This window comes from Streptomyces sp. SD31, assembly GCF_052068475.1.
In the GTDB taxonomy this organism is placed as follows: domain Bacteria; phylum Actinomycetota; class Actinomycetes; order Streptomycetales; family Streptomycetaceae; genus Streptomyces.
On record NZ_JBQHCX010000004.1, the window covers coordinates 354,561 to 377,676 of the forward strand.

Annotated in this window: 20 protein-coding genes; 4 read left to right on the top strand and 16 right to left on the bottom strand. The window is 70.7% G+C overall.

Annotated elements, in window-relative coordinates; all coding sequences use genetic code 11:
- Nucleotides 1–15 precede the first annotated feature (15 nt).
- Both ACTMVF_RS11440 and ACTMVF_RS11445 read right to left on the bottom strand, forming a co-directional pair.
- Complete coding sequence (locus tag ACTMVF_RS11440; RefSeq protein WP_441270834.1) at nucleotides 16–1,362, bottom strand: MFS transporter; 1,347 nt, start codon at nucleotides 1,360–1,362, stop codon at nucleotides 16–18.
- Nucleotides 1,363–1,549: 187 nt separating this feature from the next.
- Nucleotides 1,550–2,215 (bottom strand): TetR/AcrR family transcriptional regulator, encoded by a 666-nt coding sequence (locus tag ACTMVF_RS11445; protein WP_441270835.1) that lies wholly within the window; start codon nucleotides 2,213–2,215, stop codon nucleotides 1,550–1,552.
- 172 nt (nucleotides 2,216–2,387) lie between these two features.
- Between ACTMVF_RS11445 and ACTMVF_RS11450 the strand changes: the two genes are divergently transcribed.
- Nucleotides 2,388–3,284 (top strand): shikimate dehydrogenase, encoded by an 897-nt coding sequence (locus ACTMVF_RS11450; RefSeq protein WP_441270836.1) that lies wholly within the window; start codon nucleotides 2,388–2,390, stop codon nucleotides 3,282–3,284.
- 114 nt (nucleotides 3,285–3,398) lie between these two features.
- Nucleotides 3,399–5,186 (top strand): bifunctional sugar phosphate isomerase/epimerase/4-hydroxyphenylpyruvate dioxygenase family protein, encoded by a 1,788-nt coding sequence (locus tag ACTMVF_RS11455; RefSeq protein WP_441270837.1) that lies wholly within the window; start codon nucleotides 3,399–3,401, stop codon nucleotides 5,184–5,186.
- 6 nt (nucleotides 5,187–5,192) lie between these two features.
- Here the strand turns inward: ACTMVF_RS11455 and ACTMVF_RS11460 are convergent, their stop codons facing one another.
- From ACTMVF_RS11460 to tkt, 8 genes are all read right to left on the bottom strand, one after another.
- The gene (locus ACTMVF_RS11460; protein ID WP_441270838.1) at nucleotides 5,193–6,659 is read right to left on the bottom strand and encodes a membrane-associated oxidoreductase; all 1,467 of its coding nucleotides are present in this window, start codon (nucleotides 6,657–6,659) and stop codon (nucleotides 5,193–5,195) included.
- Between the two features lie 187 nt (nucleotides 6,660–6,846).
- Nucleotides 6,847–7,434: a histidine phosphatase family protein gene (locus ACTMVF_RS11465; RefSeq protein ID WP_441270839.1), complete on the bottom strand. Its 588-nt coding sequence runs from the start codon at nucleotides 7,432–7,434 to the stop codon at nucleotides 6,847–6,849.
- 6 nt (nucleotides 7,435–7,440) lie between these two features.
- Entirely contained in the window at nucleotides 7,441–8,319 is an 879-nt protein-coding gene (gene gnd, locus ACTMVF_RS11470; protein WP_441270956.1) for a phosphogluconate dehydrogenase (NAD(+)-dependent, decarboxylating), read from the bottom strand.
- 5 nt (nucleotides 8,320–8,324) lie between these two features.
- On the bottom strand, nucleotides 8,325–9,983 hold the full coding sequence (pgi, locus tag ACTMVF_RS11475) for a glucose-6-phosphate isomerase (RefSeq protein WP_441270957.1): 1,659 nt from the start codon (nucleotides 9,981–9,983) through the stop codon (nucleotides 8,325–8,327).
- A 4-nt stretch (nucleotides 9,984–9,987) separates the two neighbouring features.
- Nucleotides 9,988–10,923 (bottom strand): glucose-6-phosphate dehydrogenase assembly protein OpcA, encoded by a 936-nt coding sequence (gene opcA, locus ACTMVF_RS11480; RefSeq protein ID WP_301995421.1) that lies wholly within the window; start codon nucleotides 10,921–10,923, stop codon nucleotides 9,988–9,990.
- Nucleotides 10,920–12,473 carry a glucose-6-phosphate dehydrogenase gene (gene zwf, locus ACTMVF_RS11485; RefSeq protein ID WP_441270840.1) on the bottom strand — a complete coding sequence of 518 codons (1,554 nt, stop codon included), beginning with the start codon at nucleotides 12,471–12,473 and terminating at the stop codon, nucleotides 10,920–10,922. Before zwf ends, opcA begins: the two co-directional genes overlap by 4 nt.
- Complete coding sequence (tal, locus tag ACTMVF_RS11490; RefSeq protein WP_441270841.1) at nucleotides 12,470–13,618, bottom strand: transaldolase; 1,149 nt, start codon at nucleotides 13,616–13,618, stop codon at nucleotides 12,470–12,472. The genes zwf and tal overlap by 4 nt, the downstream gene beginning before the upstream one ends.
- Nucleotides 13,619–13,637: 19 nt before the next feature.
- A complete protein-coding gene (tkt, locus tag ACTMVF_RS11495) occupies nucleotides 13,638–15,713 on the bottom strand; it encodes a transketolase (protein ID WP_441270842.1) in 2,076 nt (691 codons plus the stop codon).
- A 176-nt stretch (nucleotides 15,714–15,889) separates the two neighbouring features.
- On the opposite strand from tkt, the gene ACTMVF_RS11500 reads away from it, so the two are divergent.
- A complete protein-coding gene (locus ACTMVF_RS11500; RefSeq protein ID WP_441270843.1) occupies nucleotides 15,890–16,786 on the top strand; it encodes a helix-turn-helix domain-containing protein in 897 nt (298 codons plus the stop codon).
- A gap of 78 nt (nucleotides 16,787–16,864) precedes the next feature.
- Here the strand turns inward: ACTMVF_RS11500 and ACTMVF_RS11505 are convergent, their stop codons facing one another.
- Both ACTMVF_RS11505 and ACTMVF_RS11510 read right to left on the bottom strand, forming a co-directional pair.
- Nucleotides 16,865–18,250 (bottom strand): glycoside hydrolase family 16 protein, encoded by a 1,386-nt coding sequence (locus ACTMVF_RS11505; protein WP_441270844.1) that lies wholly within the window; start codon nucleotides 18,248–18,250, stop codon nucleotides 16,865–16,867.
- A 108-nt stretch (nucleotides 18,251–18,358) separates the two neighbouring features.
- A complete protein-coding gene (locus ACTMVF_RS11510; RefSeq protein ID WP_441270966.1) occupies nucleotides 18,359–18,574 on the bottom strand; it encodes a hypothetical protein in 216 nt (71 codons plus the stop codon).
- A 108-nt stretch (nucleotides 18,575–18,682) separates the two neighbouring features.
- On the opposite strand from ACTMVF_RS11510, the gene ACTMVF_RS11515 reads away from it, so the two are divergent.
- Nucleotides 18,683–18,976 (top strand): DUF1905 domain-containing protein, encoded by a 294-nt coding sequence (locus ACTMVF_RS11515; protein ID WP_441270845.1) that lies wholly within the window; start codon nucleotides 18,683–18,685, stop codon nucleotides 18,974–18,976.
- A gap of 31 nt (nucleotides 18,977–19,007) precedes the next feature.
- Here the strand turns inward: ACTMVF_RS11515 and ACTMVF_RS11520 are convergent, their stop codons facing one another.
- From ACTMVF_RS11520 to ACTMVF_RS11535, 4 genes are all read right to left on the bottom strand, one after another.
- Nucleotides 19,008–19,763 carry an IclR family transcriptional regulator gene (locus ACTMVF_RS11520; RefSeq protein WP_441270846.1) on the bottom strand — a complete coding sequence of 252 codons (756 nt, stop codon included), beginning with the start codon at nucleotides 19,761–19,763 and terminating at the stop codon, nucleotides 19,008–19,010.
- Nucleotides 19,760–21,139, bottom strand: a complete 1,380-nt coding sequence (locus tag ACTMVF_RS11525) for an alpha/beta hydrolase family protein (protein WP_441270847.1) — start codon at nucleotides 21,137–21,139, stop codon at nucleotides 19,760–19,762. The genes ACTMVF_RS11520 and ACTMVF_RS11525 overlap by 4 nt, the downstream gene beginning before the upstream one ends.
- Nucleotides 21,136–22,497 carry an MFS transporter gene (locus ACTMVF_RS11530; RefSeq protein ID WP_441270848.1) on the bottom strand — a complete coding sequence of 454 codons (1,362 nt, stop codon included), beginning with the start codon at nucleotides 22,495–22,497 and terminating at the stop codon, nucleotides 21,136–21,138. Before ACTMVF_RS11530 ends, ACTMVF_RS11525 begins: the two co-directional genes overlap by 4 nt.
- 88 nt (nucleotides 22,498–22,585) lie before the next feature.
- Nucleotides 22,586–23,011 carry a MarR family winged helix-turn-helix transcriptional regulator gene (locus ACTMVF_RS11535; RefSeq protein ID WP_441270849.1) on the bottom strand — a complete coding sequence of 142 codons (426 nt, stop codon included), beginning with the start codon at nucleotides 23,009–23,011 and terminating at the stop codon, nucleotides 22,586–22,588.
- Nucleotides 23,012–23,116: the final 105 nt, after the last annotated feature.

The window sequence follows — 23,116 nt, forward strand, 5'->3', positions numbered from 1 at the left end:
GGGATCAGCGCAAGATCAGGCCGTCACGGTCTCCGGCTGCGCGGCCTCCGGGGACGTGCGCTCGCCGAGCTGCTCCGTCGGGATCCTGGCGGTCTCGCGGGCCGAGAGGGCGGCCACGACCGGCGGCACGCACAGGGCGGCCGTGAACAGGGCCACCGCGGCCCAGTCGTCGCCGTTCGGGCCGGCGATCTGCGCGGCGAAGGTGACCGCGAACCCGGCGACCGCGAAGCCGATCTGGGTGCCGATGGCCATGCCGGACAGGCGGACCCGGGTGGAGAACATCTCGCCGTAGAAGGAGGGCCACACGCCGTTCGCGGCGCTGTAGACCACCCCGAAGGTGACGATGCCCAGCAGCAGGGTCAGCGGGTAGGAGCCGGTGGAGATCGACCACAGGTAGAGGAACATCATCACCGCGCTGCCGGCCGCGCCGATCAGGAACACCGGGCGGCGGCCGATACGGTCCGACAGCGTGGCCCACAGCGGGATCGCGGCGAGCGCGACCAGGTTGGCCAGAGCGCCCACCCACAGCATGGAGGACTTGCTCATCCCGACCGAGTCACTCGTGGCGTACGACAGCGCCCACACCGTGAAGATCGTGCTGACCGAGGCGACCAGAGCACCGCCGATCACCCGCAGCACATCCGCCCAGTGCTCCCGCATCAGCACCGCGAGCGGCATCTTGGCGACGCCCTCGGTGGCGGCCTGCTGCGCGAAGGCCGGCGTCTCGTCCAGCTTGCGGCGGATGACATAGCCGACGACGGCGACCGCGATGCTCATCCAGAACGGCACCCGCCAGCCCCATGACAGCAGCTGCTCCTCCGGCAGCGCGGCGACCGGGATGAAGACCAGGGTGGCCAGCAGCTGCCCGCCCTGCGTGCCGCTGAGCGTGAAGCTGGTGAAGAAGCCGCGCCGATGCGGTGGCGCGTGTTCCAGGGTCATCGAGTTGGCGCTGGCCTGCTCACCCGCCGCCGAGATGCCCTGCAGCACCCGGCACAGCACCAGCAGGACCGGCGCCAGGGTGCCGACCTGGTCACGGGTCGGCAGACAGCCGATGAGGAACGTCGACACGCCCATCAGGATCAGGGTGAAGACCATGATTTTCTTACGGCCCATGCGGTCGCCGAAGTGACCGAGGAACAGCGCGCCCACCGGCCGGGCGGCATACGCGACACCGAACGTGGCCAGCGACAGCAGGGTGGCCGTCGCCGGGTCGGACTCGTCGAAGAAGACCTCGGGGAAGATCAGCGCGGCGGCGCTGCCGTAGATGAAGAAGTCGTAGTACTCGAGGGCGCTGCCGATCCAGGCGGCGGTCGCGGCTTTCTTCGGCTGGCCGGGCGGGGCCTGGGAGGCGGGGACGGACACGGCGTGCTCCTTCGAGGGGACTCCAACATAGGTGGAGTGAGCGGAAACGAGGGAAAGGCCAAGGAAGGGGGGAGTGCCGGATCCCGGCTAATTAACCCACTGGATAGTTAGTAGCGGTGGCTACGGATGTTGCGCCCACGTTTCCCGGGTGTCAAGGGGTGGTGCCGTACGGCTTCGGTCCGTCGCTTCAGTCCGCCGCGCGCTCCGCGGTCAGGTACGCGATCACCATGTCGCCGAGCATCGCGCGGTAGTGCTCGCGCTGGGCCGGATCCACCAGGTCGCGGCCGAACAGGGCGCCGAAGGTGTGCCGGTTGGAGACCCGGAAGAAGCAGAAGGAGCTGATCATCGCGTGCAGGTCGACGGCGTCGACGTCGGCCGTGAACAGGCCGGACTCCTGCCCCGACTCCAGGATCCGGCGGATCACGTCCAGCGCCGGTGAGCCGATCTTGCCGAGCTTCTCGGAGGCGGCGATGTGCTCGGCCCCGTGGATGTTCTCGATGCTGACCAGGCGGATGAAGTCCGGGTGCTGCTCATGGTGGTCGAAGGTCAGCTCGGCCAGGCGGCGGATGGCCGCGACCGGGTCCAGGTGCTCGACGTCGAGCTGCTGCTCGGCCTCCCGGATCACGCCGTACGCGCGCTCCAGCACGGCCGTGAACAGCTGCTCCTTGCCACCGAAGTAGTAGTAGATCATCCGCTTCGTGGTGCGGGTGCGGGCGGCGATGTCGTCGACCCGGGCGCCGGCGAAGCCGACCCGGGCGAACTCCTGCGTCGCGACGTCGAGGATCTCGGCCTGGGTGCGGGCGGCGTCACGGATCCGCCCGTTCGGTCGTGCCGGTTCGTCGACGCTGGTCATCGGGTTCCTTCGGCGTGGTGCGAGCGTGCCCCCGGTGGCTTGCTCGCGTGCCGGTGATTGTAGAAGGCGCCTCGCGGCGCGTGCGGGGCCAGGCCTTCCCAAGCGCCCCCGGCTCCTGCTATGACTAACTCACCATTTCGTACATTAGCGAGCCGCTCAGGAGGTCCCCCCGGTGGCCAAGGACGCCAAGGACTCGTATCTCGTCGGCCTGATCGGTTCCGGCATCGGCCCCTCGCTAAGCCCGGCGCTGCACGAGCGGGAGGCCGACCGGCAGGGGCTGCGCTATCTGTACCGGCTCATCGACATCGACGCGCTGGGCGCCGCGCCCGAGGCGGTGGGCGACCTGGTGCGGGCCGCCCGTGACCTGGGCTTCGACGGGCTCAACATCACGCACCCGTGCAAGCAGCTCGTCATCGGGCACCTGGACGCGCTGGCCCCGCAGGCCGAGGCGCTCGGCGCGGTCAACACCGTCGTCTTCGAGGACGGCCGGGCCGTCGGCCACAACACGGACGCCACCGGCTTCGCCGCCTCCTTCGCGCGCGGACTGCCCGACGTGCCGCTGGAGCGGGTCGTGCAGCTGGGCGCCGGGGGCGCGGGCGCGGCCGTGGCGCACGCCATGCTGACGCTCGGCGCCGAGCGGGTCACCGTGGTCGACGCACTGGCTGACCGGGCCGCGGGCCTCGCCGGGGCGCTGAACCGGCACTTCGGTGCGGGGCGCGCGGCTGCCGCCGCACCCGACCGCCTGGCCGACCTGCTTGCCGGTGCCGACGGCATCGTGCACGCCACACCGACCGGCATGGCAGCCCATCCGGGGCTGCCCTTCGCCGCGGAACTGTTGCATCCCGGGTTGTGGGTCGCCGAGGTCGTGTACCGCCCGCTGGAGACCGAGCTCCTGCGGACGGCGCGTGCGGTTGGCTGCGCAACTTTGGACGGGGGTGGGATGGCTGTGTTTCAGGCCGCGGATGCGTTTCGGCTGTTCACCGGTCGTGAGCCGGACAGCGTACGGATGCTGGCGGACATCGCGGAGATGGCGGGTGCCGCAGAGAGCTCGGTGGGCAAGGCGGTGTGACGGCTGCGGGCCGTCCGTGATGGCTCGCGCCCCACGCGGCGGAGCCGCATATCGATAACGCCCCGCGCCCCTTACGGGGCCGCTGCAAGTACGGCAGCTTGAAGGAGCACATCCATGCGTACGTCCATCGCCACTGTCTCCCTGAGCGGATCCCTGACCGAGAAGCTCACCGCCGCCTCCCGGGCCGGTTTCGACGGCGTCGAGATCTTTGAGAACGATCTGCTCGCGAGCCCTCTCACCCCCGAGGACATCCGCGCCCGCTGTGCCGACCTCGGGCTCACCATCGACCTCTACCAGCCGATGCGGGACATCGAGGCGGTGCCCGCCGACGAGTTCGCCCGCAATCTGCGCCGCGCCCGGCACAAGTTCGAGCTGATGCGGCGGCTCGGCGCCGACACCGTCCTCGTCTGCTCCAGCGTCCATCCTCTGGCCGTGGACGACGACGCGCTCGCCGCCGGGCACCTGTCCCGACTCGCCGACCTGGCCCGGGAATCCGGCATCCGCGTCGCCTACGAGGCGCTCGCCTGGGGACGGCACGTCAGCACGTACGACCACGCCTGGCGCATCGTCGAGGCCGCCGGCCACCCGGCGCTCGGCACCTGCCTGGACAGCTTCCACATCCTCTCCCGCGGTTCCGATCCCAAGGGCATCGCGGACATCCCCGGCGAGAAGATCTTCTTCCTCCAGCTGGCGGACGCCCCGCTGCTCGCGATGGACGTCCTGCAGTGGAGCCGCCACTACCGCTGCTTCCCCGGGCAGGGCGGCTTCGACGTCGCCGGACTGGTACGCCACGTTCTGAGCACGGGATACGACGGCCCCCTCTCCCTCGAAGTCTTCAACGACGTCTTCCGCCAGGCCGAGGCCGGCCCGACGGCCGTGGACGCCCACCGCTCCCTGCTGGTCCTCCAGGAGACGGTCGGCCGGGCCGCCCCGCCCGCCCCCGTAGTCCCCACCGGCGTCGCCTTCGCCGAACTGGTCACCCCCGACGCCGAACCGGTCTCGGCCGTACTCGGCGCCCTGGGCTTCGCCCGCACCGCACGGCACCGCAGCAAACCGGTCGACCTGTGGGAGCAGGGCGAGGCCCGAGTCCTGGTGAACACCGCCGGCTCCGCCCGCCGCGACGGCACCGGACTCGCCGCCATCGGCCTGGAGTCACCGGACCCGGCCGGAGCGGCCCGCCGCGCCGAGGCCCTCCTCGCCCCCGTCCTGCCCCGCCGCCGCGCCCCGGAGGACGCCCCGCTGGACGCGGTCGCGGCTCCCGACGGCACGGAACTCTTCTTCTGCGCCACGGGCCGTCCCGAACTGCCCAACTGGCGCGCCGACTTCACGGACGTCGAGCACGAGACAGCGGCGCCGGGCGTGCACCGCATCGACCACCTCGCCCTCACCCAGCCCTGGCACCACTTCGACGAGGCGACCCTCTTCCACCGCAGCGTCCTCGGCCTGCACGCCCAGGAGAGCGTCGACGTCGCCGACCCGTACGGCCTGATGCGCAGCCGCGCCGTCACCAACCCCGACGGCAGCGTCCGTATCGCCCTGAGCGTCGGCGCGGCACCGACCGACGACACGGTGCACGCCCAGCACATCGCGCTGGCCACGGGCGACGTGATCGCCGCGGCGCGGCGCTACCGGGCGGCGGGCGGACGTCTGCTGCCGATCCCCGCCAACTACTACGACGACCTGGGAGCGCGGTACGAGTTCGCGGACGGCGAGCTGGAGACGTATCGCGAGCTGGGCATCCTCTACGACCGTGACCCGTACGGCGAGTTCCGGCACTGCTACACGGTGACGGTCGGCCGCGTCTTCTTCGAGCTCGTGCAGCGCGACGGCTACCGGGGCTACGGCGCCCAGAACGCGCCGGTGCGGCTTGCCGCCCAGCACGTTCTCGGGCCCAGCCGGTGAACCGGCCTACTGGCGGTTGACGGTCCGCGTCACGCCGGCGATGACCGTCGTGGCGAGGATCCAGCCGGTGAGGACGAGGACGTACGACAGCCACTGCTGCCCGCCCTGCGGGGCGAACGCCGGTTCCTGCCCGAAGGAGATCACCGGCAGCAGCAGGTCGAGGGTGTAGAACACCGGGTTGAACTGCGGAGCCTCGTCGGCCTTCAGCGCTGGGGGTGTGTGCAGCGCGAAGGCGACCGAGCCGACGGCGAGCAGGGACAGCAGCCAGCCCAGGGCGCGCATCGGCCGGAAACCGTAGCCGACGGTGGCGTCCTGGACGTGGCCCCACAGCCGGCCGTACCAGGGCAGGGTCGTGCGGTGGTGGCGCTGCTTGGCGAGCTGGACGAGGCGGGCGGCGTGGTCGTCGCCGGTGCGGCGGTAGGCGGCCGTCAACTGCTCGTATCCGTGCGGGTCGAACGTGTCCTCGTCCCGCTCCAGCATGGGCAGCCGACGATCGGGCGGCACGTGCGGGGTCAGGGAGACGTAGGTGAGGTCGAGCAGGCGGACCTGGTCCGGGAGCATCTCCGGCTCCAGGTTGAGGTGTTCTATCTGCGAGCGGCGCAGGTTGAGCATGCCCTCGACCGGCGGCCCCTTGCGCAGCCACACCTCGCCGATGACACAGCTGCTCGCCCGCAGCGCGGTGCCGCCGGGGTTGGACAACCGGCTGTACAGCAGGTCGAGCCGACCGGGTATGCGGGCGCCGCGCAGGTCGATCCGGCCGTGTGCGCTCAGACGTCTGCCGAGGACGTTGGCGCCCACGTCGAGGGCCTCGGCGTTGAGGACGAACCCGCCGGGATGACTGAGCTCGGCGTTCTCCAGCCGGAGCGAGCCGCTGACCGTGGCGCCGTTGAGCCGGATCTCGCCGCGCGTGCGCAGCCGGGACGCGCACAGGTCCTCTCCGACGGTCACCTGGTGGAGCTGGAGGACCGGACGCTCGTTTCCGTCCGGCGCGGTGACCTCCGCACCCTCCAGATACAGCGCCCCGGCGACCTGCGCGCCGCCGAGCCGGACCGGCCCTGCGAACCGGCAGCTCGTCAGCCGCAGCCCGCCGTCGATCCGAACCCGCGCGGACGCCAGGCCGGGCAACTGGGACCCCGTCAGGTTGAGGTACTTCAGCTGGGCGCCGGAGAAGTCCGGGACGTCGTCGAAGCGGCAGTGACTCAGGCGTACGACGCTGTCGACCACCGCGTACCGCAGGTCCAGAACGCCGGTGATGCGCGCGCCCGCCACCTTGAGGGCGGCCACCTCCCCGCTCTCCACGGGCCCGTCCAGCAGCAGAGCCCTCAACACCGTGGCGCGGACGGTCCGTTGGGCCCCCCAGTCGGCGCCCTCGGCCGTGCTCTCGTCCTGCGCCGCGCGGAAGTCCACGGCCTCGCCCCTGGGAAAGGCCTGCCACACCCGCAGTTCGGCCGGCGTCAGATCGTTGATCTCCATCAGCGGGGACTCTGACGCCGGCCGCCGAACCTGTCAACTCAAGGCGGGTTCACCAGCAGGCCCGTTCAACTCGGCCATGGGCAATCCCATTCGACGACGACGGCCCGGGCCGCTGGGCAACTCCCTCGCTCGACCAGGGGCCTTGAGCGAGTTCGGCGCCGTGTTGCGGCCCGGGCCCTTCGTCGGCCTACGGCCTGGTGTTCCACTCCGCGATCACGGGTCGGCCGTGCTCCGTCGAAAGGCGGCTCACCGTGCCCGTCGCCAGCTGGAACAATCGCCCGTCCGCCGGGGGCAGCCCCAGCCGGCGGGCCGTCACGACGCGCAGGAAGTGGCCGTGGGCCACGAGGACGACGTCGCCGTCGAGCAGCGCCACGTCCACGCGGGCGAGCACCCGGTCCGCCCGCGCCCCCACCTCGGCCGGTGACTCACCGGGGTGACCGTCCGGTCCGGGCGGCACTCCGTCGGTCCACAGGTACCAGTCGGGCCGGGAGCGGTGTATCTCCGCCGTGGTGACGCCCTCGTAGCCGCCGTAGTCCCACTCGCGCAGGTCCGGTTCCGGTACGGCCCCGGTCACGCCCGCCAGTTCGGCGGTGCGGACGGCGCGGCTCAGCGGGCTGGTGAGCGCCAGCGAGAAGGTCCGGCCGGTGAGGAGCGGGGCCAGGGACTTGGCCTGTTCCTCGCCGGCCTGAGTGAGGGGCAGGTCGGTCCAGCTGGTGTGCTGTCCCGATCTGCTCCACTCCGTCTCACCGTGGCGGACCAGCAGGAGATCCCCCACGGCGCGCTACTCCTTCGACTCGACGGCGTGCCCGCCGAACTGGTTGCGCAGCGCAGCGATCATCTTCATCTGCGGGGAGTCGTCCTGACGGGACGCGAACCGGGCGAAGAGGGAGGCCGTGATCGCGGGCAGCGGTACGGCGTTGTCGATGGCCGCCTCGACGGTCCACCGGCCCTCACCGGAGTCCTCCGCGTAGCCGCGCAGCTTGCCCAGGTGCTCGTCCTCGTCGAGGGCGTTCACGGCGAGGTCCAACAGCCAGGAGCGGATGACGGTGCCCTCCTGCCAGGAGCGGAACACCTCGCGGACGTTGTCCACCGAGTCGACCTTCTCCAGCAGCTCCCAGCCCTCGGCGTAGGCCTGCATCATGGCGTACTCGATACCGTTGTGGACCATCTTCGAGAAGTGCCCCGCGCCGACGCGGCCGGCGTGGACGTAGCCGTACGGGCCCTCCGGCTTGAGCGCCTCGAAGATCGGCTTCAGGCGCTCCACGTGCTCCTTGTCGCCCCCGACCATCAGCGCGTAGCCGTTCTGCAGGCCCCACACGCCGCCGGAGACGCCCGCGTCGACGAAGCCGATGCCTTTGACGCCGAGTTCGGCGGCGTGCCTCTCGTCGTCCGTCCAGCGGGAGTTGCCGCCGTCGACCACCGTGTCGCCGGGGGAGAGCAGGTCCTTGAGCTCGTCGATGACGGTCTGGGTGGCGGTGCCGGCCGGGACCATCACCCACACCGTACGCGGCGCGTCGAGCTGCCCGACCAGCTCTTCGAGGCTCTCGACGTCGGAGACCTCGGGGTTGCGGTCGTAGCCGATGACGGTGTGGCCGGCGCGGCGGATCCGCTCGCGCATGTTGCCGCCCATCTTGCCGAGACCGATGAGGCCCAACTCCATGGCTGTCATGTCAGATTCACTTCCTTGAGTTCACGGTAGGCGGCCACCAGGGCGGCGGTGGAGGCATCGAGACCGGGCACGTCGGCGCCTTCGGTCAGCGCGGGCTCGACCCGCTTGGCGAGGACCTTGCCCAGCTCCACGCCCCACTGGTCGAAGGAGTCGATGTTCCACACGGCGCCCTGGACGAACACCTTGTGCTCGTAGAGGGCGACCAGCTGGCCGAGGACCGACGGGGTCAGCTCGGGGGCGAGGATCGTGGTGGTGGGGTGGTTGCCGAGGAAGGTGCGGTGCGGCACCTGCTCCTCGGGCACGCCCTCCGCGCGCACCTCGTCCGCGGTCTTGCCGAAGGCGAGCGCCTGTCCCTGGGCGAACAGGTTCGCCATCAACAGGTCGTGCTGCGCCTTGAGTTCGTCACTCAGCTCGGCGACCGGCCGGGCGAAGCCGATCAGGTCGGCCGGGATGAGCCGGGTGCCCTGGTGGATCAGCTGGTAGTAGGCGTGCTGCCCGTTGGTGCCGGGCGTGCCCCACACCACCGGACCGGTCTGCCACCCGACGGTGTGGCCGTCACGGTCGACCGACTTGCCGTTGGACTCCATGTCCAGCTGCTGGAGATACGCCGTGAACTTCGACAGGTAGTGCGAGTACGGCAGCACCGCATGCGACTCGGCGCCGAAGAAATTGCCGTACCAGATGCCCAACAGGCCCATGATCAACGGGGCGTTGGCCTCGGCGGGCGCGCTCTTGAAGTGCTCGTCGACGATGCGGAAGCCGTCGAGCATCTCGCGGAAGCGGTCCGGGCCGATGGCGATCATCAGCGAGAGTCCGATGGCCGAGTCGTACGAATACCGCCCGCCGACCCAGTCCCAGAACTCGAACATGTTGTCCGGGTCGATACCGAAGTCCGCCACCTTCTCGGCGTTGGTCGACAGGGCCACGAAGTGCTTGGCCACCGCCTTGTCCTCGCCGCCGAGCCCGGCCAGCAGCCAGGAACGGGCGGAGGTGGCGTTGGTGATCGTCTCGATCGTGGTGAACGTCTTGGACGCGACGATGAACAGCGTCTCCGCCGGATCCAGGTTCCGGACCGCCTCGTGGAGGTCGGCGCCGTCGACGTTGGAGACGAACCGGAACGTCAACTCCCGTGCCGTGAACGGGCGAAGGGCCTCGTACGCCATGGCCGGACCGAGGTCGGAGCCGCCGATGCCGATGTTGACGACGTTGCGGATACGGCGGCCCGTGTGGCCGGTCCACTCGCCGGAGCGGACGCGGTCCGCGAACGCGCTCATCTTGTCGAGCACCGCGTGCACCTCGGGCACGACGTTCTCGCCGTCGACCTCGATCACCGCGTCGGCCGCGGCGCGCAGGGCGGTGTGCAGCACCGCCCGGCCCTCGGTGACGTTGATCTTCTCGCCGCGGAACATCGCGTCCCGCAGCCCGAACACATCGGTGGCGGTGGCCAGTTCCTGCAGCAGGGCGAGCGTCTCGTCGTTGATCAGGTGCTTGGAGTAGTCGATGCGCAGATCGCCGACGCGCACGACGTACCGCTCGGCGCGGGAGGGATCGGCCGCGAACAGCTCACGCAGCCGCGGGCGTTGCAGCACGTCCGCGCGGTGGTCCTCCAGGGCCACCCACTCGGGGCGCCGGGTGAGCCGGGGGGAGTCGGACAGCGGGTCAGACATGGTCGGGGGTCTCCTTGGTGGCCTCGCCCCGCAGGGCGACGGCGTACATCTCGTCCGCGTCGAGGCGCCTGAGCTCCTCGGCGATGAGTTCGGAGGTGGTGCGGACCTTCAGCGCGAGGGTGCGTGACGGCTGGTCCGGCAGGGTCAGCGTGGCCAGCGGGCCCTCGGGACGGTCGATGACGATCTCGCCGTTCTCGGTGCCCAGGCGCACGCCCGTGACGACCGGTCCGGCGGTGACGACCCGCTCGGCGGTGACGTGCAGGCGGGCCTCCAGCCAGCGGGCCAGCAGCTCGGCGGCCGGGTTGTCGGCCTCGGCCTCCACGGCCGCCGAGACGATCGGCACCCGGGCCTGGTCCAGGGCCGCGGCGAGCATCGAGCGCCACGGGGTGAGCCGGGTCCAGGCGAGGTCGGTGTCGCCGGGCGCGTAGGAGCGGGCGCGCAGCTCCAGGTCCGCCAGCGGGGTCTCGGTGGTGTACAGATCGGTGATCCGGCGCTGGGCCAGCGCACCCAGCGGGTCCTTCGCCGGGTTGTCCGGCGCCTCCACCGGCCACCACACCACGACCGGCGCGTCCGGCAGCAGCAGCGGCAGCACCACCGAGTCGGCGTGCTCGGACACCTCGCCGTACATCCGCAGGATCACCGTCTCGCCGGTGCCGGCGTCGGCGCCCACCCGGACCTCGGCGTCCAGGTGCGAGCGGGTGCGGTCGCGCGGGGTGCGTGCGTGCCGCTTGATGACGACCAGGGTGCGCGCGGGGTGCTCGTGCGACGCTTCCTCGGCCGCCTTGATCGAGTCGTACGCGTTCTCCTCGTCCGTGACGATCACCATCGTCAGGACCATGCCCACGGCCGGGGTGCCGATCGCGCGGCGGCCCTGCACCAGCGCCTTGTTGATCTTGCTTGCCGTGGTGTCGGTCAGGTCGATCTTCATGGCCTGCGCCAGCTCCGTCCGTCTCGTGCGAGCATCTCGTCGGCTTCCTCGGGTCCCCAGCTGCCGGACGCGTACTGCGCCGGCTTGCCGTGGGTGTCCCAGTACTCCTCGATCGGGTCGAGGATCTTCCAGGACTCTTCCACTTCCTGGTGACGGGGGAACAGATTGGCGTCCCCGAGGAGGACATCCAGGATGAGCCGCTCGTACGCCTCCGGGCTGGACTCCGTGAACGACTCGCCGTAGGCGAAGTCCATCGTCACGTCCCGGATCTCCATCGACGTTCCCGGCACCTTGGAGCCGAACCGCACGGTCACGCCCTCGTCCGGCTGGACGCGGATGACGATGGCGTTCTGGCCGAGCTCCTCGGTGGCCGTGGAGTCGAAGGGGGAGTGCGGCGCCCGCTGGAAGACCACCGCGATCTCGGTGACCCGCCGCCCGAGCCGCTTGCCGGTGCGCAGATAGAACGGCACGCCCGCCCAGCGGCGGTTGTCGACGTTCAGCTTGATCGCGGCGTACGTGTCGGTCTTCGACCGCGCGTCGATACCGTCCTCCTGGAGGTACCCGACGACCTGCTCGCCGCCCTGCCAGCTCGCCGCGTACTGCCCGCGCACGGTGTGCTTGCCCAGGTCCTCCGGCAGCTTCACCGCCTTGAGCACCTTCAGCTTCTCGGTGAGCAGCGACCCGGCGTCGAAGGCGGCCGGCTCCTCCATCGCGGTCAGCGCCATCAACTGGAGCAGGTGGTTCTGGATGACGTCACGGGCCGAGCCGATGCCGTCGTAGTAGCCCGCCCGGCCGCCGATGCCGATGTCTTCGGCCATCGTGATCTGCACATGGTCGACGTACGAGCGGTTCCAGATCGGCTCGAACATCTGGTTGGCGAACCGCAGCGCCAGGATGTTCTGGACGGTCTCCTTGCCCAGGTAGTGGTCGATCCGGAAGACCTGCTCCGGGTCGAACACGTCGTGCACGATCGCGTTCAGCTCACGGGCGCTCGCGAGGTCGCGGCCGAACGGCTTCTCGATGACCGCCCGCCGCCAGGACCCCTCGGGGGCGTCCGCCAGGCCGTGCTTCTTCAGCTGTCGCACGACCTTGGGGAAGAACTTCGGCGGTACGGAGAGGTAGAAGGCGTAGTTGCCGCTCGTCCCGCGCGCCGCGTCCAGCTCGTCGACCGTCTGGCGCAGCTGCTTGAACGCCTCGTCGTCGTCGAAGTCACCCGGGATGAACCGCATGCCCTCGGCGAGCTGCTGCCAGACTTCCTCTCGGAACTCGGTGCGGGCGTGTTCGCGCACCGAGTCGTGCACGACCTGCGCGAAGTCCTGGTCCTCCCAGTCCCGGCGGGCGAACCCGACGAGGGAGAAGCCCGGCGGCAGCATCCCGCGGTTGGCGAGGTCGTACACGGCCGGCATCAGCTTCTTGCGGGACAGGTCGCCGGTGACGCCGAAGATGACGAGGCCGGACGGGCCCGCGATCCGGGGCAGACGGCGGTCGCGCGGGTCGCGCAGGGGGTTGTCCCAGTCGGTGTCGAAGGTGCCGGAGGTGTCGGCGGTCATTCTGCGTCAGCTCCCTTGCTGCCGAGCGACTTCTTCACGGCGTCCAACAGGTCCTGCCACGCCACCTCGAACTTGGCGACGCCCTCATCCTCCAAGAGGGTGACGACCTCGTCGTACGAGATCCCGAGCGCCGCTACGGCGGCGAGGTCGGCGCGGGCCTGCGCGTAGCCGCCGGTCACCGTGTCGCCGGTGATCTCGCCGTGGTCGGCGGTGGCGTTCAGGGTGGCCTCGGGCATCGTGTTGACGGTGCCGGGGGCGACCAGCTCGTCGACGTACAGGGTGGACTTGTACGCCGGGTCCTTCACACCGGTCGAGGCCCACAGCGGGCGCTGCTTGTTGGCCTTGGCGCCGGCGAGGGGGGTCCAGCGGTCGCCGGCGAAGACCTCTTCGTAGGCCTCGTAGGCGAGACGGGCGTTGGCGAGCGCCGCCCGGCCCTTGAGCGCGAGAGCCTCGTCCGTGCCGATCGCCGTCAGCCGCTTGTCGATCTCGCTGTCGACGCGGGAGACGAAGAAGGAGGCGACGGAGTGGATGGCGGAGAGGTCCAGGCCCTTCGCGGCGGCCTTCTCCAGACCGGCCAGGTAGGCGTCCATGACCTCGCGGTAGCGCTCCAGGGAGAAGATCAACGTGACGTTGACGCTGATCCCCTGGGCGATGACCTCGGTGATGGCGGGCAGGCCGGCCTTGGTCGCCGGGATCTTGATCATCACGTTGGGGCGGTCCACCAGCCAGGCCAGCTGCCTGGCCTCGGCGATCGTGGCGGCCGTGTGGTGGGCGAGCCGCGGGTCGACCTCGATGGAGACCCGGCCGTCCCGGCCCTCGGTGGCGTCGTACACGGGCCGCAGGATGTCGGCGGCGGCGCGGACGTCGGCCGTCGTCATCATGCGCACGGCCTCGTCGACCGTGACGCCCCGCACCGCGAGGTCGGCGAGCTGCTCCTCGTAGCCCTCGCCGGAGCCGATGGCGGCCTGGAAGATGGACGGGTTGGTGGTGACGCCGACGACGTTCTTGTGCGCGATCAGCTCGGCGAGGTTGCCGGATTCGATCCGCTTGCGGGACAGGTCGTCCAGCCAGATCGAGACGCCTTCGTCGGCAAGGCGCTCGAGGATTCCCGCGGTCGCGGTTGCTTCGGTGGTCACAGTGATCATCTTCCTTCTGGCGCTCGGATCAACCGCGGGCGGCGGCAAGGGATTCCCTTGCGGCCACGGCGACGTTCTCGGGGGTGAAGCCGTACTCGGCGAACAGGGTCTTGGCGTCGGCGGAGGCACCGAAGTGCTCCAGGGAGACGATGCGTCCGGCGTCTCCGACGAACCGGTACCAGGTCAGACCGATGCCGGCCTCGACGGCGACCCGCGCCTTCACGGCCGGGGGCAGGACACTCTCGCGGTACTCGCGCGGCTGCTCCTCGAACCACTCCACGGACGGCATCGACACCACCCGGGTACCGATCCCGTCGGCCTCCAACCGCTCCCGCGCGGCGACGGCGAGCTGGACCTCGGAACCGGTGGCGATGAGGATCACCTCGGGCGTCTCGCCGGAGGACTCATGGAGGACGTAACCGCCCTTCGCCGCATCGGAGTTGACCGGGAGCGTCGGTACACCCTGCCGGGTGAGCGCGAGGCCGTGCGGTGCCGGGTCGGTGGAGTGCCGCCTGAGGATCTCGGCCCAGGCGACCGCGGTCTCGTTGGCGTCGGCGGGGCGGACGATGTTCAGGCCCGGGATGGCGCGCAGCGAGGCCAGGTGCTCGACCGGCTGGTGGGTCGGGCCGTCCTCGCCGAGGCCGATGGAGTCGTGGGTCCAGACGTATGTGACCGGCAGCTGCATCAGCGCGGACATGCGGACCGCGTTGCGCATGTAGTCGGAGAACACCAGGAACGTGCCGCCGTAGACACGGGTGTTGCCGTGCAGGGCGATGCCGTTCATCTCCGCGGCCATCGAGAACTCGCGGATGCCGAAGTGGATGGTCCGGCCGTAAGGGTCCGCCTCCGGCAGCGGGTTGCCCTTGGGCAGGAACGAACTCGCCTTGTCGATGGTGGTGTTGTTGGACCCGGCCAGGTCCGCCGAGCCGCCCCACAGCTCGGGGACGACGGCGCCGAGCGCCTGGAGCACCTTGCCCGACGCGGCGCGGGTCGCGACCGACTTGCCCTCCTCGAAGACGGGCAGGGCGTCCTCCCAGCCCTCGGGCAGCTGTCCGGCGACGATCCGGTCGAACAGCCGGGCGCGCTCCGCGTCGGCGCCGCGCCACTTGTCGATCCGCTTGTCCCAGGCCGCGTGCGCCTCGGCACCCCGGTCGAGGGCGCGGCGGGTGTGGGCGAGGACCTCGTCGGCGACCTCGAAGGACTGCTCGGGGTCGAAACCGAGGACGCGCTTGGTGGCGGCGATCTCGTCGGCGCCGAGCGCGGAGCCGTGGGAGGCCTCCGTGTTCTGGGCGTTGGGGGCCGGCCAGGCGATGATCGTGCGCATCGCGATGATCGAGGGGCGCTCGGTCTCGTCCTGCGCCGCCTTGAGCGCCGCGTACAGCGCGTGGACGTCGATGTCACCGTTGTCGGCGGGCTCGATCCGCTGGACATGCCAGCCGTACGCCTCGTAGCGCTTCAGCACGTCCTCGGAGAACGCGGTCGCGGTGTCGCCCTCGATGGAGATGTGGTTGTCGTCGTAGAGGAAGACCAGGTTGCCGAGCTTCTGGTGGCCGGCGAGGGAGGAGGCCTCGGCGGAGACGCCCTCCTGGAGGTCGCCGTCGGACACGATCGCCCAGATGGTGTGGTCGAACGGCGACTCGCCCTGCGGCGCCTCGGGGTCGAACAGGCCGCGCTCGTAACGGGCGGCCATCGCCATGCCGACGGCGTTGGCGACGCCCTGCCCCAGCGGGCCGGTCGTCGTCTCGACCCCTGCCGTGTGCCCGTACTCGGGGTGACCCGGCGTCTTCGAACCGTGCGTCCGGAAGGACTTCAGGTCATCGAGCTCCAGCTCGTACCCGGCGAGGAACAGCTGGGTGTAGAGGGTCAGCGAGGTGTGGCCGGGGGAGAGGACGAAACGGTCACGCCCGGTCCACTCGGGATCGGCCGGATCGTGCCGCATCACCTTCTGAAAGATCGTGTACGCGGCCGGGGCCAGGCTCATCGCGGTGCCCGGGTGGCCGTTCCCGACCTTCTGTACGGCATCGGCTGCCAGAAGGCGGGCCGTGTCGACGGCACGCCGGTCGAGTTCGGTCCATTCGAAGCTGTCCGGTGTCTGCGTGCTCATCTTCAAAAAGTCCTCGATCGGAGCGAAGTGGCTGGTCCAACGCGTTCAAAAGTAAAAGTCTGACTTTTATGAGGGAAGGTCGGCGTGTGTCAGGCTGTGGTGAAAGTGGGACACCGCCGCCGGCGCAGCGCACGGCTGAGATGGGCGGCGCGCAACTGAGGCGGCACGAGACGGACATGGTGGACACAAGGGGCGAAGGCGGCGACGGAGGGATCAGAACGTTCCCCTTCCCCGTCGAGCTGAGCGTCGGCGGCGTCGGCATACAGATCGGCCCCATGGGCGGCACCGACCACACCTGGCACGCCGACGAGGCGCCGCTGGAGCGCGTGCACCGCATCGACTTCCATGTCGTGATGCTCTTCAGCCGCGGGCCCGTGCGCCACATGATCGACTTCACGGAGTACGAGGCGGGCGCGGGCGATCTGCTGTGGATCCGCCCCGGACAGGTCCATCGTTTCTCACGGACGAGCGAGTACCGGGGGATCGTCCTCGCCATGCAGCCGGGCTTCCTGCCGCGCGCCACGGTGGAGGCCACCGGCCTCTACCGCTACGACCTCCCGCCCCTGCTCCACCCCGACGAAGGCCGGCTCACCGCTCTGCGCTCGTCCCTCGCCCAACTCCAACGCGAGTACGAGGACACGACGACCCTCCCCCTGAGCCTGCACACCGCGGTGCTGCGCCACTCGCTGACGGCGTTCCTGCTGCGCCTGGCCCACCTCGCCACGAGCTCGGCGCAAGCGGTGCGCGAGCAGGCCGACACGACCTTCACCCTCTTCCGGGACGCGGTGGAGAAGGGCTTCGCCACCAACCACAGCGTCAGCGCCTACGCCGACCAGCTCGGCTACTCCCGCCGGACCCTCGTCCGCGCGGTCCGCGCCGCCACGGGGCAGACGCCCAAGGGCTTCATCGACCGACGTGTGATCCTGGAGGCCAAGCGGCTCCTGGCCCACACGGATCTGCCGATCGGGCGTGTGGGTGCGGCGGTCGGCTTTCCCGACGCAGCCAACTTCTCGAAGTTCTTCCACCAGCACACGGAGATGACGCCGGCGGCGTTTCGGGCGGAGTTGCGTTAGGGCGGTGCCGGCAAAGCCGGGTGCGCCGATGCCCCGCGAGGGCGGTCGAGCACTCGCGGGGCACCGTCAACACGCCTGTCAGCGGGCGAAGTTGAACCAGTTCACGTTCACGAAGTCCGACGGCTGACCGCTGGTGAAGGTGAGGTACACGTCGTGCGTGCCGGTCACCCCGCTGATGTTCGCCGGGACGGTCCGCCACGACTGCCATCCACCGGTGTTGGCCACCGCGAAGCTGCCCACGGGTGCGTTGCCACGGCTGTCCAGGCGCACCTCGACGAGTCCGCTGACGCCGCCCGCCGCACCGCTCGCCACTCGGCCCACGAACTGGTTGGCCGCCGAGGAGCCGAAGTTGACGCCCCTGTACAGCGCCCAGTCGCCGTTCGCGAGGGAGCCGATGTTCTGTCCGCCGCCCGAATCCGACGTGGACTCGGTGTTCGCGCCACTCTGGCCGTCGTACGACTCGGCCTGGATGGCGCTGTAGGCGTCACGGTTGCCCGTCGGCGGGGGTGTGGTACCGCTCCCATTGGCTGACAGCACCTGGACGTAGTCGACGACCATCGGCACGCCGGACCGCGTATCGCCGTCCAGGCCGCCGCCGAAGGCGTCCGGGAAGGCGCCGCCCATCGCCACGTTCAGGATGATGAAGAAGCCGTGGTTGGTGGCGTTGGACCAGGTCGTGGCGTCCACCTGGCTCGCGTTGACCGAGTGGAACTGGGTGCCGTCGACGTAGAAGCGGATCGTCTCGGGGCTCACCGAGCGGTCCCACTCCATGGTGTAGGTGTGGAAGGCCGACTGGCACGTCGAGCCGGGACATGCCGTGGAGTTGCCGAGGCCGGTGGTCTCGTTGCACGGGCCGCCCGGGTTGGTCCCGCAGTGCATCGTGGCCCACACGGTGTTGCGGCCCTGGACGTTCTCCATGATGTCCAGCTCGCCGACGCTCGGCCAGTTCTGGTAGTTGCCGCGATACGGCGCGCCCAGCATCCAGAACGCCGGCCAGTAGCCCTCGGCTGCGGTGCCGGTGACGTTCGGCATCTGGATGCGGCCCTCGACGCGCAGCTTGCCGCCGGACGGGGGCTGGAAGTCGGTGCGGTTGGTCTCGATGCGGCCCGACGTCCAGCGGCCCGCGGAGTCGCGCAGCGGGGTGATGCGGAGGTTGCCGTTGCCGTCGAGCGCGACGTTGCTGGTGCTGTTCGTCATCGTCTCGACCTCGCCGGTGCCCCAGTTGGCGGGGCCGCCCGGATACGAAGTGCCGGTGGCGTACTGCCAGTTGGAGGTGTTGACGCCGGTGCCGGCGGTGCCGTTGAAGTCGTCGAGGAAGACCTGCGTCCAGCCCGACGGGGGCGTGGGGGCGGAGGCGTTCGCGGGCAGGGTCGCGGCCGTGGCGACCGCGGCCGCCAGACCGAGCGTGCTGAGTACGGCGATGAGCGCGCGTCGCCGTCTGGGTATGCCGGAGGTTGCACTCATGGGGGGTGCCTCCCGGTACGGAGTGATGGGCGCGGGTGTCGGGTGCGTCATCTGAGAGCGCTCTCAAATTGGGCCCAATGTGCTCTCCGCAACCGGGGCCGTCAAGAGTTAAAGCAAGGAAAGTCCTTTGGGGGCGGGGAAGTTCATGCCATGAACGGGCGTATACGTGCTAAAGCGACTCCCCGCCTCCCAGTCCGCCCACGTCAGATTCCATCCGTAGTTGCCGTGGACGAACGTGCCGGACGTCGTCAGCCGCTGGGCGTGCGGGACGTCGGAGATGTCGTACTCGTCGCCGAGCCCGACCGTCGAGGACTCCATGTGCATCGTGCAGGTTCTTCCTGGGTTGATCCTTTGGATCCCGGCACGGCAGGCTGAGATTCCTCTGAGGACGACTCGGAGGACGACTCGGCACAGAGAAGGGGTCCCGACCGTATGGAGCTCGCCTTCACCGGCCCGGTGATCGAATGGCGCGGTCCGGCGCCCCACTACTTCGTCCGGATCCCGGAGGAGGAGTCCGCCGACATCCGCGAGGTGGCCGCGATGGCCACGTACGGCTGGGGCGTGATCCCGGTCGAGGCCAGGGTCGGCGAGGTCGCCTTCGAGACGTCGCTCTTCCCCAGGGACGGCGGCTATCTGCTGCCGCTCAAGAACGCGGTACGCAAGCCGCAGGGCCTCGGCTCCGGGGACGAGGTGGCCGTGGAGATGACCGTCCGCCTCCAGGGGTGAGGGGTGAGGGGTGCGGGTGAGGGGGGCGCGCCTAAGCCTCCCCCTCCGGCTGCCACCCCAGCCCCCGCGAGATCCCCCGTGCCGCGAGCCGCACCGCCGGCACCAGCACCGGCACCTGTGCGTCGACCTGGGGCACGACGACGGACACGGCGGCGACCACCGACCCGCCCGGGCCACGCACCGGAGCGGCCACCGACAGCGCGTCGTCGGTGACCTGGCGGCTGCTCACCGCCACCCCCGTGCGGCGTACGTCGGCGAGTACGCGGCGCAGGCGGGCGGGCTCGGTGACGGTGTACGGGGTGAAGGAGGCGAGCGGCCCGGCGCAGTACTCCTCCTGGAACCCGGGGTCACTGTGCGCGAGCAGGGCCAGCCCCACCCCGGTGGCGTGCAGCGGCCAGCGCGCTCCGACCCGGATGTGCACGCCGACCGCCGACCGCCCCGACAGCCACTCGATGTAGACGACCTCGGGCCCGTCCCGGACCGCCAGCTGCACGTTCTCGTGCGTCGCCTCGTACAGGTCCTCCAGATACGGCAGCGCGATCTGCCGCAGCGCGAGCCCACGCGGTGCGAGGGCCGCCACCTCCCACAGCCGCAGCCCGACGTGGTAGAGCCCGGCCTCGTCCCGCTCCAGGGCGCCCCACTCGGTGAGGGCGGCCACGAGCCGGTGCGCGGTGGTCAGGCTCAGCCCGGCCCGCCGGCTGATGTCCGTCAGCGACAGCGCCGGGTGCTCGAGGTCGAAGGCCCCGAGGACGGACAGCAGCCGGTCGGGCGCGGAGCGGGTGGTCATGGCCGGGCGTCTCCCGGATGGGCCAGGTCGTAGGGGCGGGGGTAGGTGGTGGGCCGGTAGGTCACATAACGCGCCTCGGTCGTCGAATCAGCCTGCTGGGCACGGGAGTTGAGGCTCTCCGGCGAGGCGTCCCAGCGGCCCGTGTCCAGCCGGTGCTCCAGGGTGTGCAGGGCGCCGAGCATCTCGCCCGGGGTGAAGGTGCAGTGGCCGGGGGCGTCGACGTAGGCCTGGCTGAGCAGGGCGCCGGAGCCCGCCGCGGTGGCGGCCCGCCGGTAGGCGCTCTCGGCCTGGACGGGGATCAGGGCGTCGCCGGTCGTGTGGATGTTGAGCTGGGGGTCGGCGAGCCGGCCCGAGAAGACGCTGGTGTGCCGCATCCACCCTACGGCCGCGGGGTCGGCCGAGATCCGGGGTGCACGGTTCAGGGCGGTGAGGTCGGTACGCAAGGACAGTCCCGCCTCCTTGTAGAGCTCGGTCACCTCTTTGTACAGCGGGGAGCGGGCGAGCATCGCGGTGTAGTCGACCCCGGTGTTCCAGGACATGTTGCCACCGGCCCGGCTCTCCGCCTCCTGCCGCCAGCTGAACGCGGGCCTCTGGATGAGCCCGGTGACGGCCGTGTACTGGTTGGCCTGCTGGGTCTGCCAGTCGGTCGGGCCCGGCTTGGTCTGCCTGGCGTCGTTGTAGCCCGGGATGTTGTGCAGCGCGGCGGCGAGGGCGATGCGGGCGCGGCCCTCGGGGGTCTGCTGGGCCGCGCTGGTCTTCGAGGCGAGCGTGTTCGCTGCGGCGACCGCGGCCGCTTGGTCGGCGAACCCGGTGAGCGGGATGTCCGCGCCCGGCGCGAGGAGGGTCTTCAGGGCGAAGACCGGGTCCAGGGTGCTGTTCCAGTTGGCCACCCCGCCCTGCACCAGCCCGCACATCGACAGCGATCCGTCGAAGCGGTCGGGGTGCCGCTCGGCGAGGGCCGTCGTGACGAGGCCGCCGTACGACCGGCCCCAGGCGAGCGTCCGCCCGGCCGTGCCGAACTTCTGCGTGAACAGGTCGAGGGTGGCGAGCTGGTCGGGCACGGCATCCGTCACCGCCCAGCCGTTCGTGGCGTACGAGGAGCCGATGAGTGCGTATCCCTCGGCCAGGAGCTTGTCGCGGGTGGTGGAGTCGGGGGCGTCCTCGCCGGGGCTGGGCGAGCCTACGGGGCGGTAGCCGTGGCTGAAGAGGAGCACGGTGCCGTTCCAGTCGGCGGGCACGTCCATCAAGTACGCGGCGCCAGAAGGGAGTTTGCCCTCCAGGTGGGTGTCGGTCGCCGCCTGTGCGGGGAGCGCGGTCGCGGTGGCCGCGCACACGGCGGCCACGGTCAGTAAGGCGATACGGGTGCGGAATTTCAACGGAGCGTCCCTTCCGGGGTGGGGGCGTCGGCGGGGGAGCCGGGGGCGTCGAGCGTGTCGGTGTGCGTCTCGCGCAGCCGCCACACGGTGAGCGCGGTGATCGCCGCGCCGCCGCACAGCAGCAGGGAGACGGGCGTACTGCTGCCGCCGGACGAGGCGAGCAGGCTGCTGGCGATCAGGGGCGAGAACCCGGCGCCGAGCAGGGTGGCCGCCTGGTAGCCGAGCGAGGCGCCGGTGTAGCGGACCCGGGTGCCGAACATCTCGCTGAGCAGCGCGCCGAGCGGGCCGTACATCGTGGACTGGGCGACGCCGTGCCCGAGGGCGAGGGCGAGGATCAGCAGGCCGGGGGAGCCGGAGTTCACCAGCGCCAGTACGGGGAAGGCGAGTGCGGCCGAGGCGACGGCGCCGGCCAGGACGACCGGGCGCCGGCCGACCCGGTCGGAGAGCGCGGACGCGGCGGGCAGGACCACCAGGGCCACACAGGAGGCGATGGTCACGGCGGTGAGCACCTGCGGACGGGTGTATCCGTGGTCGACCGCGTAGGAGATCATGAATCCGGTCAGCAGCGACTGGGCGGTGAACGCGCCGATGCCGACACAGGCGGCGAGCAGCACCGGTTTCGGCCGCCGCAGCACCTCCACGACCGGCGGCCGGTCGGGCTTGGGCTGTGTCTTGGCCTGCGCGAACAGCGGGCTCTCGGCGACCTTGAGGCGCACGAACAGGCCGATGCCCAGCAGCAGGATGCTCAGCAGGAACGGCACTCGCCAGCCCCAGGCGCGGAACTCGTCGTCCGGCAGGGTGGAGACCAGCGTGACCACGCCGGCCGACAGCACCGAGCCGAGCGGGGCGCCGAGTTGGGTGAAGCTGGACCACAGGCCGCGCCGGGCGCCCTGGGTGCGTTCCGCGTGTTCGACGACCATGAGGGTCGCGCCGCCCCACTCGCCGCCGATCGCGAGGCCCTGCACCACACGCAGGGTCACGAGGAGGACGGGCGCCCACACGCCGATCGCGTCGTAGGTGGGCAGCAGGCCGATGAGGAAGCTGCCGCAGCCCATCAGGACCATGGTCAGCAGCATCATCGACTTACGGCCGATCCGGTCGCCGAAGTGGCCGAAGACGATGCCGCCCAGCGGGCGGGCCACATAGCCCGCGGCGAAGGTGCCGAAGGCCGCGATGGTGCCGACCGCGGGGTCGGCCCGGGGGAAGAACAGGTCGCCGAAGACGAGCGCGGCGACCGTGCCGTACACGAGGAAGTCGTAGAACTCGACCGCGGTGCCGAGCAGTCCGGACAGGGCGACGCGGCGCAACTGGCGGGTGTCGGGGGACGGTTGACGGGCGGACGGAGGGGATGGCTGCACGTTGAGCTCCCTGGGCAGGTGCCGATGCCCCGGTGAAGTTAGGCACTCATCGTGCGGCCGTCAATAAGTTGCACAACATTGCCCGACATCAGCTGGGCCGGTCCTCCACGATCCGCAGGAGCAGACCGTGCAGGGTCTCCCGTTCGGCCGGGTCCAGCGGGTCCAGGAGGTCGTTCGTCACCCGCAGCCCCGCCTCGTCGGTGTCCCGCAGGAAGGTGCGCCCCTCGGCGGTGAGGACGACGATCCGGCTGCGGCGGTCGTCGGGGGAGGGGCGGCGCTCGGCGAAGCCCAGCTTCTCCAGGTCGTCGACCAGGCCGACGATCGCGCTCGGGTCGTAGCCGAGCCGTGCGCTCAGCTCGCGCTGGAGCGCCCCGTCGGACGTCACGAGGAAGCGCAGTACCGCGTAGTGGCGCAGGCGCAGCCCCGACTCCTGCAGGAACGTGTTGAACAACTGACCCGAGCGCAGGCCCAGGCGGTACAGCAGGTAACCCGTGTCCGCGTGCAGTCCGCGCATCCACGGTTCGTTCGCGTCGATGGGTGCCGGGTTCGTGGCGTGCTGGCGGGCGATGGCGGACTCCCTGGTCTCGGCCCCCGGGTGGCGGGGGTTTCCTGTGCAGAT